Origin of the sequence: Pseudomonas sp. REST10, from assembly GCF_029542605.1 — a bacterium.
In the GTDB taxonomy this organism is placed as follows: domain Bacteria; phylum Pseudomonadota; class Gammaproteobacteria; order Pseudomonadales; family Pseudomonadaceae; genus Aquipseudomonas; species Aquipseudomonas khazarica.
In genome coordinates this window covers 4239943-4253638 of record NZ_CP035677.1, presented here as the reverse complement: position 1 = coordinate 4253638, position 13696 = coordinate 4239943, and the positions used below count along the sequence as shown (strand labels likewise).

Here is a 13696-nt window from a genome sequence, read left to right as displayed (position 1 = left end):
CTGTGTCGCAGTCCTGGCATGCGCCGGCTGCTAAGCTAGGGTTGAACTTCGCGGCCCTCGAGGCGCTCGAAGACTGCGGCATGTCTGCCCGATACCAGAAGAAATCTCAAAGGAAACCTTATGAAAACTAGGCGTAATCTGATCGCAGCCACTGCGCTCATGGCCATGTTGGCTGGCTGCACCACCAATCCCTACACCGGTGAGCAGCAGGCTGGTAAAGCCGGTATCTATGGCGGTGTCGGCGCGGTGACCGGCGCGGTGATCGGTGCGGCGACCTCGAGCAAGAAGGATCGTGCCAAGGGCGCGCTGATCGGCGCAGCCGTCGGTGGCGCGGCGGGCGGTGGCTACGGCTACTACGTCGACACCCAGGAGGCCAAGCTGCGCCAGACCCTGCAGGGGACCGGCGTGCAGGTCCAGCGCAATGGCGACGACCTGAAGCTGATCATGCCGGGCAACATCACCTTCGCCAGCAATTCCGCCGACATCTCCAGCGGCTTCTACCCGACGCTCAACTCGCTGGTGCTGGTGTTCAAGGAGTTCGACAAGAACGGTGTGAACATCGTCGGTCACACCGACAGCACCGGTTCGCAGGAGCTCAACCAGAGCCTGTCGCAGCGTCGCGCGCAGAGCGTGGCCAACTACCTGACGGCCAACGGTGTACCCGGCCAGCGCATCTCCGCGTACGGCGCGGGCCCGAGCCAGCCGATCGCGAGCAACGCCAGCGAGGCAGGGCGCGCGCAGAACCGCCGTGTCGAGATCAACCTGCGCCCGCTCTGACGCGCCGCCAGGCTGACGAAAGCCCCCGCTCCGGGGGCTTTTTTGTGTCCATCGCGCGGGCCAGCCGCCGCCGCGCAGGCACTTGTCGTCGCGTTTTCTGACCGCCTGTCGTATCTCCCCTGGCAAAAGGCCAGTCATTCAAAACCTGACTAGAATGCTTTTTGTGGTTCTGTAAAGCCCGCGGGCAGCTCAGCTGCCGGTGTTGGTTCTGGATGACCGAAGGAGTGTGAATGGACGACAGAGCTGTCAAGCGGCCGCCACGGCCCTGGACACCGTTGCTGGTGGCGCTCGGTCTCATGCTGGGGCTGAGTGGTCTGATCTTCTGGCAGTGGAATACCCTGCAGGAGCGCGAGCGGGAGGAGAGCCAGAGGCGCTTCCAGCAGGAAGGCCAGGACATCGGCCAGCGTGTGCTGGCGCGCATGCAGGCCTACGAGATGGTGTTGCGGGGCATCGCAGGCCTGATGATCGGCAGTGACCAGGTCACGCTCGCGGAGTGGGAGCGAGCCGTGGACCAGCTGCAGCTGCAGGACCGCTATCCCGGTATCCAGGCTGTCGCCTGGTCACGCTACCTGACGCCCGAGCAACTGCCCGACTTCGCCGCGGAGGTGAAGGGCGACGGGCGCCTCGACTACCAGATCTTCCCCAGCGGTGATCGCGAGCATTATCTGCCGATCGACTATGTCAGCCCGCTGGATTGGCGCAACAGGCGCGTGCTCGGCTACGACATGCTCAGCGAGACGGTTCGCCGCACCGCCATCGCACGCAGTGTCGATACCGGCGAGGCGAGTCTGAGCGGGCCGCTGGTGCTGCGCCAGGAGGTGGATGTCAACGTCCAGTCCGGCGTGCTGCTCTACCTGCCCGTGTATCGTCCGGGGGTGCCGGTCAACTCCGCCGAGCAACGCCAGGCCGCCTTGCTGGGGCTCGTCCACGGCGCATTTCGCAGCCAGGACCTCATCGAGGGGATTCTCGGACGGCAGACGCGGCTGTTCGACATCCAGCTCAAGGACCCCGGCGCCAGCGACCTGCAACTGCTCAGCCAGGAGGTCGGTGGCAATGACTGGTCACCGCTGTTCAGCTATCAGCAGGAACTGTCGTTGTATGGCCGCACCTGGCAACTGGAGGTGTTCGGCACGCCGGAGTACGAGCGCGGGCTGATCGATCGAACCGGCACACTGGGGCTCTGGGCGGGGCTTGCCGCGGCCCTGATGCTGTCGCTGCTGGTCGGCGGTTTCCTCTATCAGCGCGAACGCAAGCTGAAGATCAGCGAGATGGCAGGGCAGGCCCTGCAGGAGCGCGAGGAACGCTTCCGCCTGCTGGTCGAGCGCCTGCCGGTCGCCACGCTGCTCTGCGACGCCGAGGGGCGGATCGAGATGGCCAACCGCAGCGCGGCGGAGCTGTTCGACTGCCCGCTGAACGCGCTGCACGGCGAATCGGTCCTGCGCATGCTGGCCAATATCGAATCGCCCAAGGACCTGCAGCAACAGCTGGCCGAGAGCGACGAACGCACGGTGCGCACGCTGCGTGGCGAATCGATTCCGGTCAGCATCAGCCTGAATCCGTTGCACGAGGGCAGCAGCTACCTGATCAACCTGGTCGACCTGCGTGCGCGCAAGGTGGCGGAGGAGCGCTTCCGTCTGGTGGTGGAGGCATCGCCCAACGCCATCCTGCTGGTTGACGGGCTCGGTCGTATCGCCATGGTCAACCGCCAGACCGAGCTGCTGTTCGGCTACGAGCGGCAGATGCTGCTGGGTGAGCCGGTCGAGATGCTGCTGCCGGCGGCGCAACGCGGCAGCCATGTGGCGATGCGCCGTGGCTACCAGGCCATGCCCGAGCAACGGCGCATGGGCGGTAATCGCGAGCTGTTCGGCCTGCATCGCGAGGGGCGGATGATCCCCCTGGAGGTGGGCCTTTCGCCCATTCGCAGCGGGGACGAGAGCCTGGTGCAGGCAGTGATCATCGACATCAGCGAGCGCAAGGCCGCCGAACAGAAGCTGCGCGAGCAGGCCGAGCAGCTGCTGCTGGCCAACCGCTACAAGTCCGAGTTCCTCGCCAACATGTCGCATGAGCTGCGCACGCCGCTCAACAGCATTCTGATCCTCAGCGACCAGTTGCGGCAGAACCTGGCGGGCAACCTGACGGAGAAGCAGAGCAAGCATGCCGACATCGTGCACCGTGCCGGCAGCGACCTGTTGCAGCTGATCAACGATGTGCTCGACCTGGCCAAGGTCGAATCCGGGCGCATGCAGCTCAAGCTCGAGCCGATCAACATGCAGGATGTGCTGGTGGAACTGGATGCCAGCCTGCGGCCGATGGCCGAACTCAAGGGGCTGCGTCTGCATACGCAGCTCGACGCCGGCGTGCCGCGCGTGATCCATACCGACCGCGTGCGTCTGCACCAGATCCTGCGCAACCTGCTGTCCAACGCGTTGAAGTTCACCGACCACGGCGAGGTCACCCTGACCGTCAGCAGCGAGGGGCGCCAGGACGACGAGCGCGAGCTGCTGTGCTTCAGCGTGCGGGACAGCGGGATCGGCATCGATCCGGCGCAGCACGAGCAGATCTTCCAGGCCTTCCAGCAGATCGACGGTTCCACCAGCCGCCGTTTCGGCGGTACCGGTCTGGGGCTGGCGATCACCCGCCAGCTGGTCCTGGCGCTGGATGGCGACATCAGCCTGCAGAGCGCGCCGGGGCAGGGTTCCACCTTCACCGTCAGGTTGCCGGTGCAGGTCGCGCCGATGAATGTCGAGGCGCCTGTCGAGGGACCGCAACGCGCCGGCGAGGGGCCGCCGTTGCTGATCGTCGAGGATGACGCCAATTTCGCTGCGGTGATCGCCGAGGAAGCTCATTCCCACGGCTTCTCCAGCGTCCACTGCCGCACCGGCCTGCAGGCGCTGGGGGTGTTGCAGCAGGAGTCGTTCAATGCGGTGATCCTCGACATCCTCCTGCCGGATCTCAGCGGCTGGCAGCTGTTCCGGCGGCTGCGTGCCCAGCCGACGCATCGTCATACACCGGTGCACATCATCTCCTGCGTACCGCAGCCGGCGGGCTGGAACGACGACGGCACGCGCTACCTGGTCAAGCCGATCGGCACCGACGAGCTGGAACAGGTCTTCATCGAACTGCAGCATGGTGCGGCGCAGGAGGCCGCGCTGCTGCTGGTCGAGGACGTGGATGTGGAGCGCGAGCACTACCGTGAGCAACTGACCGCGCTGGGGTTCAAGGTCTGCGCGTGCGCCGACGGCGAGCAGGCGCGCCTGGCGTATGCGCAGGGGCAGTTCTGCGCGCTGGTGATCGACCTGGACCTGCCCGACCAGGACGGCTTCGCCCTGCTCGACAGCCTCAACCAGATGCGCTCGCTGCAGGGGACGCGCATCGTCATCAATACCGGGGTGGACGTGACCCAGCAGACCCTGCAGCGCCTGCGTCGCTACAGTGCCGTGGTGGTGCGCAAGCATGGCGACGATACCCAGGCGCTGTGCCAGGCGGTGCAGGGCTTCCTGGGCGACGTGCGGGCGCCGCAGCAGGCCGATCCTCAGGCCGGCAGCCTGCAGGGGCGACGCATTCTGCTGGTCGATGACGACGTGCGTAACGTCTATGCGCTGACCGCACTGCTCGACGAGGCCGGGTTGCAGGTCAGCTCGGCCACCGATGGGGTCGAGGCCATCGCCAGCTACCAGCGTGAGCCCTTCGACCTGATCCTGATGGACATGGCGATGCCCAACATGGATGGCTATACCGCGACACGCCTGCTCAAGCAGGAACATGGCTGCGTGATCCCGATCATCGCCCTCACCGCGCACGCCATGAAGGGCGATCGCGAGAAGTGCATCACCGCGGGCGCCGACGACTACATGGCCAAGCCGGTCAAGCGCGATGAGCTGCTGGCCATGCTGGAGCACTGGCTGGGCATGTCAGCCGTGCCATCGACCGGCAATGATCTACCCTGATCTCAGGAGCAACTGATGCAAGGGCGAAGGATAGAGGAGTAGTGATGGCCCAGGCGCAGAGCAAGACCGCTGCCATACCCGCCAAACAGACGCTGCTGGTGGTGGACGACCGTATAGAGAACCTCGAGGCCATGCAGGCGCTGCTCGAGGATGGCGAGTGGCAGCTGCGCTGTGCCAAGTCGGGCGAGGAGGCCCTGCGCTATCTGCTCGAGGACGATGTCGGCCTGGTCCTGCTGGATGTGCAGATGCCGGGCATGGACGGCTTCGAGGTCGCCCGCCTGATGCGCGGCAACCCGCGCACCCGGCTGACGCCGATCATTTTCGTCTCGGCCATCGCCCAGACCCATGAAGCGGTGCTGCGTGGGTACAGCACCGGTGCCGTGGACTTCGTCCTCAAACCCTTCGACCCCAGCGTGTTGCGGCACAAGATCCAGAGCCTGCTGGAGCACGAAAGCAACCGTATGGAGCTGCAACACCTGTCGCTGCAGCTCGACCGTGCCCGCGCCTTCAATGCGTCGGTCCTGGCCAATGCCGCCGAAGGCATCCTGGTGGTCGGGGAGGACGGGCGCATCCAGTTCGCCAACCCGGCCATGGCGCAGATGCTCGGCGGCGAGGTGGGGGACCTGGAGGGCGTCGACCTGCTGTCGTTTCTCAAGAATCCTGCCTGCGAGGGCGGCTGGCAGCAGTCCGAGTTCTATCTGCACTTCAAGCGCGAGGCGACCTACCGCGTGCACGAGGCGATGATGCGCACGCTCGATGGCGGTTGCCTGCCGGTGGCGCTGTCCTGTTCGCCGTTGCCCAGGCTGCAACGGGCCATGGTGGTCATCGCCCTGGACATGTCGGTGGTGCGCAATCTTCACGCACAGCTGGAATCGCAGGCGGTGACCGACTCCCTGACCGGCCTGCTCAATCGGCGCGGTTTTCACCAGGCCCTGGAGTCGTCGCTGGCGCGCATCGAGCGCAGTGGCCAGCGGCTCGCGGTGCTCTATCTGGATCTGGACGGCTTCAAGCGCATCAACGATTCGCTCGGCCATGATGTCGGCGACCAGTTGCTGCGCCGGGTCGGCGAGCAGCTCAAGGCCTGCCTGCGGCCATACGACAGCCTGGCACGCATCGGTGGCGACGAGTTCACCGCGTTGCTGGACAACCTCGGCCACCCGGAAGACGCCGCGCGGGTGGCGGAGAAACTGATCGAGCTGGTGTCGGTGCGCCACACCCTCGACGGTGTCGATGTCACCCTGGGCGCCAGCGTCGGCATCGCCTGCTTCCCCGAATGTGGGCAGAACGTCGAGGGCCTGCTGCGCTCCGCCGACATGGCGATGTACGAGGCCAAGCGTGCCGGGCGCCAGCAGTACCGCTTCTTCTCGCCGGAGATGAACGGGCGTGCGCGTTCTCGGCTGATGCTCGAGGAAAGCCTGCGCCATGCCATCGAGAACGACGATTTCGTGCTGGTCTACCAGCCGCAGTTCGAACTGGCGAGCGGACGCCTGCGCGGCTTCGAGGCCTTGCTGCGCTGGCAGCATCGGGTCGCCGGAACGGTGGCGCCCAACGTGTTCATCCCCTTGCTGGAGGAAACGCGGCTGATCAATCGCCTGGGCGAGTGGATCTTCCGGGAAGGGGCCAGGCAGCTGGCGATCTTCAAGCGCCAGTTCGGCGAGGACATGGTGCTGAGCCTGAATGTCAGCCCGGTGCAGTTCGGCATGCCGCAGCTGGTCACCGACCTGCAGCGTGTCCTCGACTCCCATGGCCTCAAGCCCAGCCAGCTGGAGGTCGAGGTGACCGAGAGCGCCCTGATGCAGGACCTGGAGCTGACCCAGGCGCAGCTGCGTCACCTGCGGGAACTGGGGGTGAAGATCGCCATCGACGATTTCGGCACCGGCTACTCGTCGCTGGCCTATCTGCGCCACTTCGAACTGGATACGCTGAAGATCGACCGCCTGTTCATCGCCAACATGCTCGATTCACCGCGCGATGCCGCAGTGGTCAGCACCATCATCGATCTCGGCCGCCATCTGGGCCTGGAGGTGATTGCCGAAGGGGTCGAGACCCAGGCCCAGCGCGAGTGGCTGGTGCAGCATCACTGCAACTTCATGCAGGGCTTTCTGGTGGCGCCGGGGGTGCCGGCCGGCACTGCCTTGCGGGTGCCGGCCCAGCTGGACTGGAGTACGTTGCCGCTGCCGCGCGAGGACTGACCCCGGCGGCGTCGCTCAGGCCTGCTGGTGCAGGCTGGCGAGCTCCGCGTCCTTCTCTTCCCACAGACGGTTGACCCACTGCTGGAAGGCCCGGCGGTAGTCCTCGTCCTGGTCGTAGTTGCGGCCGATGAATTCACGCGGGATGTCGACCTGCCGGAAACGCACCTGGACAGCGTCCAGGCGACCGCAGAGCAGGTCCCAGAAGCCCGGCACGCCGTGCGGGTAGTGAATGGTGACGTTGACGATGGCGTGCAGTTGCTCGCCCATGGCGTCCAGCACGAAGGCGATGCCGCCAGCCTTGGGCTTGAGCAGATGCCTGAACGGCGATTGCTGCTGGGCGTGCTTGGCCGGGGTCAGGCGGGTGCCTTCGAGGAAGTTGAACACCGCCACCGGGTTGGTCTTGTAGCGGGCGCACGCCTTGCGAGTGGTGGCCAGGTCCTGGCCGCGTTTCTCCGGGTACTTGGCCAGGTACTCCTTGCTGAAGCGCTTCATGAACGGAAACTCCAGCGCCCACCAGCACAGGCCGATCACCGGGACCCAGATCAGCTCCTGCTTGAGGAAGAACTTCAGCAGCGGCATGCGCCGGTTGAGCAGGTACTGCAGCACGAGGATGTCGACCCAGCTCTGGTGGTTGCTGGTCACCAGGTAGGAGTGCCGGGTATCGAAGCGCTCCAGGCCCTGGACGTTCCATTCGATGGTGCCGACCAGGCGCATCCAGAACTTGTTGACGCCGATCCAGCTTTCCGCGATGCCGTGCATGACGAAGCGCAGCGCGCGCTGGATGGGGGCGAACGGCAGCAGCAGTTTCAGCAGGGCGACGATGAACAGCGGCCAGCACCAGAACAGCGTGTTGAGTGCCAGCATCAGCCCGGCGATCAGGCCGCGCAGTGGCGCAGGGAGAAAATGCAGCATCGGGCGAACGCCTCCGTAGGCAGGCTGCACGCCCGGCGGGCAGCCTGAGAATGGGGCTTTCGCTGAGCCCCGTTGCGGTTGAAAGAGCTGCGGCATTGCGTGCGGCGAGCTGGTTCGGCGCCAAGGTTAACGGCTGTGCACTGACCTGCAAGTGCCAGCCATGACCAGGGGGTTTCGTCAGCCTCGGGCTTGCGCCATGCACGCCGGCCGTCGGTGCGCCCGGTTCGTTGCGGTACATGGCGCATTTCCGGGGTCAGCTCGGCAGGTCCGCCGCCTGAATCGCCGTCAGCGCGATGGTATAGACGATGTCATCGACCAGCGCACCGCGCGACAGGTCGTTCACCGGCTTGCGCAGGCCCTGCAGCATGGGGCCGACGCTGATGCAGTCGGCGCTGCGCTGCACGGCCTTGTAGGTGGTGTTGCCGGTGTTCAGGTCGGGGAACACGAACACCGTGGCACGCCCGGCGACCGGGCTGTTCGGCGCCTTCTGCCGGCCGACGCTGTCGATGGCGGCGGCATCGTACTGCAACGGGCCGTCGAGTGGCAGCTCCGGGCGTTTCTCGCGAGCCAGGCGGGTCGCTGCGCGGACCTTCTCCACTTCCTCGCCACTGCCGGAGTCGCCGGTGGAGTAGCTGAGCATCGCCACTCTCGGCGCAATGCCGAAGGCCTGCGCGGAGGCGGCGCTCTGCAGGGCGATCTCGGCCAGTTGCTCGGCATTCGGGTCGGGGTTCACCGCGCAGTCGCCATAGACCAGCACCTGGTCCGGCAGCAGCATGAAGAACACCGAGGACACCAGGTTGTAACCAGGAGCGGTCTTGATCAGCTGCAGGGCCGGGCGAATGGTGTTGGCGGTGGTGTGGATGGCGCCGGACACCAGGCCGTCGACCTCATCCAGCGCCAGCATCATGGTGCCCAGCACCACGGTGTCTTCCAGTTGTGCCTCGGCCATCGGCGCATTCAGGCCCTTGCCCTTGCGCAGCTCGACCATCGGCTCGACATAGCGACCACGAATCAGGTCCGGGTCGAGGATTTCCAGCCCGTCCGGCAGTTCGATGCCCTGCGCACGCGCCACGGCCTGCACGTCTTCCGGCTTGGCCAGCAACACGCAGCGGGCGATGCCACGCGCCTGGCAGATGGCGGCAGCCTGCACGGTACGCGGTTCGCTGCCCTCGGGCAGGACGATCCGCTTGGCAGCGGCCTTGGCCCGCTGCACCAGCTGATAGCGGAATGCCGGTGGCGACATGCGCAGTTCGCGCGGCGTGCCGCAGCGGGTGCGCAGCCAGTCATGGTCGATGTGCCCGGCGACGAAGTCGGAGACCTTCTCCGAGCGCTCGCGGTCATCCAGCGGGATTTCCTTGTTCAGGCGGTTGAGGTGGGTGGCGGTGTCATAGGAACCGGTGCTTACCGTCATCACCGGCAGGCCGCTGGCCAGCGCTCCCTGGCACAGCTCCATGATGCGCGGATCGGGGGCGAAGTCGCTGCACAGCAGCAGGCCGGCCAGCGGCACGCCGTTCATCGCGGCCAGGCAGGCCGAGAGGATGATGTCGTCACGGTCACCGGGCGTCACCACCAGGGTGCCGGGCTTGAGCAGCTGCACGCTGTTGGCCACGGCGCGGGCGCAGAGCACGATCTTCATCATGCGCCGCTGCTCGTAGTCACCGGCATTGAGGATGCGGGCGCCGAGCAGCTCGGCAACGTCCTTGGTGCGCGGCGCGTTCAGTTCGTCCTGCCAGGGGATGCAGCCGAGCAGGCGGAAGTCGCCGCTCTTGAGCAGCGGCGACAGGTCTTCCAGGCGCTCGGCGAAGGCATCGATGCCGTCCTCGCTGCGTACCTTGTTGAGGATCACCCCGAGTACCTTCGGGTCTTTCGGCCCACCGAACAGCTGGGCCTGGATCTCGACGCGGTCGGACAGTTCGGTGAGGCTCTCGTCCTCCGGGGCGCTGACCAGAATCACGTCGGCGTCCAGGCTCTTGGCCAGGTGGAAGTTGACGCGCGCGGCGTAGCTGGCGTGGCGTGTCGGCACCATGCCTTCGACGATGACCACGTCCTTGCCGGCGGCTGCCTGCTGATAGAGGCTGATGATCTCTTCCAGCAGCTCGTCCAGCTGGCCGTCGCCGAGCATGCGCTCGACATGGCTGAGTGGCAGCGGCTTGGGCGAGTGCAGGCCATGGGTGCGGGCGATCAGTTCACTGGAGCGCTCCGGCCCGAGGTCACCGGCATGCGGCTGGGCGATGGGCTTGAAGAAGCCGACCTTCAGGCCGCTGCGCTCCAGGGCACCGACCAGGCCAAGGCTGATGGACGTGAGACCGACACCGAAACCGGTGGGGGCGATGAAGAATGTGTGCATGAAAAAGCCTCAGTCGAGCAGGGCAAGGGTGTCGAGGGCGATCTGCCGCTCTTCATTGGTGGGCACCACCAGCACGCGCGGGTGGCCCGGCGCATGAATCGCGCCGGCGATGCCGCGTATGCAGCGGGCGTTGGCCTGCTCGTCGAGCTTCAGCCCGAGCAGGCCGAGATGGTCGAGGGTCTTGCGCCGGATCAGCGCCGAGTTCTCGCCGATGCCGCCGGTGAAGACCACACCGTCGAGACGCTGCAGGGCGCAGCTCATGGCGGCCAGCGACTTGGCCAGGCGGTAGCAGAACACCTCGATGGCCAGGGTGGCGCCGGGATGGCCCTGCTCGCGCGCCTGCTCCAGCGTGCGCATGTCGTTGGACAGCCCGGAAAGGCCGAGCAGGCCGCTGTCGTGGTTGAGCATGGCGTCGATCTGCTCCAGGCTCCAGCCCAGGGTTCGGGCCAGGTGGCTGTGCAGGTTGGGGTCGACGTCACCGCTGCGTGTGCCCATCACCAGACCTTCCAGCGGAGTCAGCCCCATGCTGGTGTCACGGCTTAGGCCGTTCTCCACGGCGCAGGTGGAGCTGCCGTTGCCCAGGTGGGCTACCAGCCAGCTGCTGGCCTCGACCGCCAGGCCGCTCATCTGCGCGGCCTTCTGGCTGACGTAGCGGTGGCTGGTGCCGTGGAAACCGTAGCGGCGCACGCCATGTTCGGCGTACAGCGCCTGCGGGACGGCGTAGCGGAAGGCGTGTTCGGGCAGGGTCTGGTGGAAGGCGGTGTCGAAGACCGCCACCTGGACCAGGTCCGGGAACAGTTTCATCGCCGCTTCGATGCCCTGCAGATTGGCGGGGTTGTGCAGCGGCGCCAGTGGTGCGATCTGGCGGATGCTGTGCAGGCTGGAGGCATCCAGGCGGCTGGCGCCGGAGAAGTGTTCACCGCCGTGCACCACGCGGTGGCCAATGCCGTGCAGGGCGCCGGCTGCGGCCTGCTGCACGATCGGCAGCAGATGGGACAGCGCCTGACGATGGTCCGCGCCTGGCAGCGCCAGGCTGTCCTTGTGTTCGCCCAGGCGCCAGTGCAGGACCGCTTCAGGGCTGCCCAGACGCTCGGCCAGGCCGCTGAGGATGAAGGTTTCTTGTGCCTCGTTGACCAGCGCGAACTTGATCGACGAACTGCCGCAGTTGATCACCAGAATGTTGCGTGCCGACATTTAAGCTTCCTTGGAGGGTTCGTGCGACCGATCCCTGGCGCACCAGCCACAGGCGAATGGGCTGCCCAGCCTGGCCTGGCGCTGTTCGGGATCGAGTACCCAGGGCCGATTCTGCCAGGGCGGTCGGTGGCGTACATGCTGAGTATGACCACAAGACAAGACTGCCAGCCAATCGCCATGTTCGTCCTGACGAAAATCAACGATCCATGCGGCCCGTTTGTCCGGGGTCGGGTCGCAATCGCGGCCAGCCTTGGTTAGACTTGACCGTTCATTTCTCTTTCGCAAAAGGTCTCCACATGCTGATCGCCGCCAACAAGGCCGTCTCCATCGACTATACCCTGACCAACGATGCCGGCGAGGTGATCGACAGCTCCGCTGGCGGCGCGCCGCTGGTATACCTGCATGGCGCCGGCAACATCATCGTCGGCCTGGAGAAGGCCCTGGTGGGCAAGCAGGCGGGCGACGAAGTCGAAGTCTCCGTCGAGCCGGAAGAAGCCTACGGCGAATACAGCGCCGAGCTGGTCGCGACCCTGAGCCGCGCCATGTTCGAAGGCGTCGACACCCTGGAAGTGGGCATGCAGTTCCACGCGTCCGGCCCGGACGGCAGCATGCAGATCGTCACCATCCGTGATATCGACGGCGACGACGTGACCGTCGACGGCAACCACCCGCTGGCTGGCCAGCGCCTGAACTTCAAGGTCAAGGTCGTCGACGTGCGTGAAGCCAGCGCCGAAGAAGTGGCCCACGGTCACATCCATGGCGAAGGTGGTCACCACCACTGAGTTGCCTGTCGGGCGACTTGCGGTCGTTCCCCTTGGCGGAACCACTGCTAAGCTGAAGTTTGCGATAAAGGCGCCTCAGGGCGCCTTTTTCATGCATGCCCGTTGGTCTTCGGGCCAGCCGTTTCAGGGCCACGCGCCCGCTGCACTGAATTCGCTGAGGAAGTTCGTCATGAGTGCCTTTCACGATCTCAATCTACGCGCGCTGGACGGCCAGGAACTGCCGCTGGCGCCCTACAAGGGCCAGGTGGTGCTGGTGGTCAACGTCGCCTCCAAGTGCGGCCTGACCCCTCAGTACGCCGGGCTGGAGAAGCTCTACCAGCAGTACAAGGGCAATGGCTTCACCGTGCTCGGTGTGCCCTGCAACCAGTTCGCCGGCCAGGAACCTGGCAGCGAGGAGGAAATCCGTGAGTTCTGCAGCCTCAACTACGGGGTGAGCTTTCCGCTGGGCAGCAAGCTGGAGGTCAACGGCCCAGGGCGCCATCCGTTGTATCGCCTGCTCGCCGGTGAGGGCGCCGAGTTTCCGGGCGACATCACCTGGAACTTCGAGAAGTTCCTGGTTGGCCAGGACGGTCGTGTGCTGGCGCGTTTCTCCCCACGCACCACGCCGGACGACCCGGCGCTCATCCAGGCCGTCGAGAAAGCGCTCGGCCTCTGAACCATGGGCCTGCCAGCTCGAACGAGCCGGCAGGCGTGGCGAATCGGCCAAAACCACGGCCATTTCCTCATGCACCCTTGTTCATGCGGTCGTCCGCTTGCTTAATCGGACGACTTGCCGAGGAGTGCGACCATGACCAGCTTTCCCAATGAGCAATTGCCTGCCATGGCGTCGCCGGCCGAGTTGCGCGCGCTGATCGAAGGGCGCCGTGCCGTGCGCCGCTTCACGCCCGAACCGGTGGCGGAGGAGGTGATCCGCGACTGCCTGGAGCTGGCCGTGCTGGCGCCGAATTCCTGCAACCTGCAGCCCTGGAGCTTCCAGGTCATTCGCGACCCGGGCCTGCTGGCCCGCCTGCACCCGGTCTGCATGGGCCAGAACGCTGCACGTGCGCCACTGATCATCGCGGTGCTGGCCCGTCCGGACACCTGGCGTCAGGCGTGCCGCAACGTCATCGACTACTGGCCGGAAGCCGAGGTGCCGGCCCGCATCCGCAGTTTCTACAGCAAGACCGCGCCGTTTCAGTACAACCAGGGGCCGCTGGGACTGCTCGGGCTGTTCAAGCGCCAGCTGGTACGCCTGCTGGGGCTGCGCAAGGCCCTGATGCGAACGCCCAACAGCCGGGCGGACATGCGCCTGTGGGCGGTGAAGTCCACTGCGCTGGCGGCCGAGAACCTGATGCTGGCCTTCCACAGCCACGGTTACGCGACCTGTCCGATGGAAGGCTTCGATGAAGTGCGCCTGCGCCGCGTGCTGGAGATTCCGCGCCAGGCCATACCGATCATGCTCCTGGCCGTCGGTCGCCAGGGCGAGAAGGGCGTGTACAACCCGCGCTTGCGCTTCCCGCTGGAGCAACAGGTCACCTGGCTGTAGGCGCGCTTGACCTGGATCAA

General features: G+C 66.0%; 10 protein-coding genes. 6 read left to right on the top strand and 4 right to left on the bottom strand.

All coding sequences use genetic code 11. The features are described from left to right. Positions 1 to 120 precede the first annotated feature (120 nt). The 3 genes from EWH21_RS20025 to EWH21_RS20015 all read left to right on the top strand — a co-directional run bounded on the left by EWH21_RS20025 (position 121) and on the right by EWH21_RS20015 (position 6916). Positions 121 to 777, top strand: coding sequence for an OmpA family protein (locus tag EWH21_RS20025; RefSeq protein ID WP_037050901.1), 657 nt, complete (start codon positions 121 to 123; stop codon positions 775 to 777). A 230-nt stretch (positions 778 to 1007) separates the two neighbouring features. After that, complete coding sequence (locus tag EWH21_RS20020) at positions 1008 to 4724, top strand: response regulator (protein WP_277699159.1); 3717 nt, start codon at positions 1008 to 1010, stop codon at positions 4722 to 4724. 44 nt (positions 4725 to 4768) lie between these two features. Beyond that, positions 4769 to 6916, top strand: coding sequence for an EAL domain-containing protein (locus tag EWH21_RS20015; RefSeq protein WP_047592237.1), 2148 nt, complete (start codon positions 4769 to 4771; stop codon positions 6914 to 6916). A 15-nt stretch (positions 6917 to 6931) separates the two neighbouring features. Here the strand turns inward: EWH21_RS20015 and EWH21_RS20010 are convergent, their stop codons facing one another. The 4 genes from EWH21_RS20010 to EWH21_RS19995 all read right to left on the bottom strand — a co-directional run bounded on the left by EWH21_RS20010 (position 6932) and on the right by EWH21_RS19995 (position 11654). After that, on the bottom strand, positions 6932 to 7828 hold the full coding sequence (locus EWH21_RS20010) for an acyltransferase (RefSeq protein ID WP_277699158.1): 897 nt from the start codon (positions 7826 to 7828) through the stop codon (positions 6932 to 6934). A 253-nt stretch (positions 7829 to 8081) separates the two neighbouring features. Continuing rightward, the gene (gene pta / locus EWH21_RS20005; protein ID WP_150606488.1) at positions 8082 to 10175 is read right to left on the bottom strand and encodes a phosphate acetyltransferase; all 2094 of its coding nucleotides are present in this window, start codon (positions 10173 to 10175) and stop codon (positions 8082 to 8084) included. 9 nt (positions 10176 to 10184) lie between these two features. Continuing rightward, on the bottom strand, positions 10185 to 11369 hold the full coding sequence (locus tag EWH21_RS20000; RefSeq protein ID WP_277699157.1) for an acetate kinase: 1185 nt from the start codon (positions 11367 to 11369) through the stop codon (positions 10185 to 10187). Further along, a complete protein-coding gene (locus tag EWH21_RS19995; protein WP_081876458.1) occupies positions 11370 to 11654 on the bottom strand; it encodes a DUF3565 domain-containing protein in 285 nt (94 codons plus the stop codon). Between the two features lie 11 nt (positions 11655 to 11665). Here EWH21_RS19995 and EWH21_RS19990 point away from each other — a divergent pair, with 11 nt between their 5' ends. From EWH21_RS19990 to EWH21_RS19980, 3 genes are all read left to right on the top strand, one after another. Continuing rightward, on the top strand, positions 11666 to 12151 hold the full coding sequence (locus tag EWH21_RS19990) for a peptidylprolyl isomerase (RefSeq protein WP_037050891.1): 486 nt from the start codon (positions 11666 to 11668) through the stop codon (positions 12149 to 12151). A gap of 169 nt (positions 12152 to 12320) precedes the next feature. Next, positions 12321 to 12806, top strand: a complete 486-nt coding sequence (locus tag EWH21_RS19985) for a glutathione peroxidase (RefSeq protein WP_037050890.1) — start codon at positions 12321 to 12323, stop codon at positions 12804 to 12806. 132 nt (positions 12807 to 12938) lie between these two features. Then, positions 12939 to 13676, top strand: a complete 738-nt coding sequence (locus tag EWH21_RS19980; RefSeq protein ID WP_277699156.1) for a nitroreductase family protein — start codon at positions 12939 to 12941, stop codon at positions 13674 to 13676. The last annotated feature ends 20 nt before the right edge of the window (positions 13677 to 13696 follow it).

Excerpts from the sequence above, each read along its gene's own strand:
- EWH21_RS20025 (WP_037050901.1), top strand. The coding sequence starts at position 121 with ATGAAAACTAGGCGTAATCTGATCGCAGCCACTGCGCTCATGGCCATG.
- EWH21_RS19990 (WP_037050891.1), top strand. The coding sequence starts at position 11,666 with ATGCTGATCGCCGCCAACAAGGCCGTCTCCATCGACTATACCCTGACC.
- EWH21_RS20000 (WP_277699157.1), bottom strand. The coding sequence starts at position 11,369 with ATGTCGGCACGCAACATTCTGGTGATCAACTGCGGCAGTTCGTCGATC.
- EWH21_RS19980 (WP_277699156.1), top strand. The coding sequence starts at position 12,939 with ATGACCAGCTTTCCCAATGAGCAATTGCCTGCCATGGCGTCGCCGGCC.
- pta (WP_150606488.1), bottom strand. The coding sequence starts at position 10,175 with ATGCACACATTCTTCATCGCCCCCACCGGTTTCGGTGTCGGTCTCACG.
- EWH21_RS20015 (WP_047592237.1), top strand. The coding sequence starts at position 4,769 with ATGGCCCAGGCGCAGAGCAAGACCGCTGCCATACCCGCCAAACAGACG.
- EWH21_RS19985 (WP_037050890.1), top strand. The coding sequence starts at position 12,321 with ATGAGTGCCTTTCACGATCTCAATCTACGCGCGCTGGACGGCCAGGAA.
- EWH21_RS20020 (WP_277699159.1), top strand. The coding sequence starts at position 1,008 with ATGGACGACAGAGCTGTCAAGCGGCCGCCACGGCCCTGGACACCGTTG.
- EWH21_RS20010 (WP_277699158.1), bottom strand. The coding sequence starts at position 7,828 with ATGCTGCATTTTCTCCCTGCGCCACTGCGCGGCCTGATCGCCGGGCTG.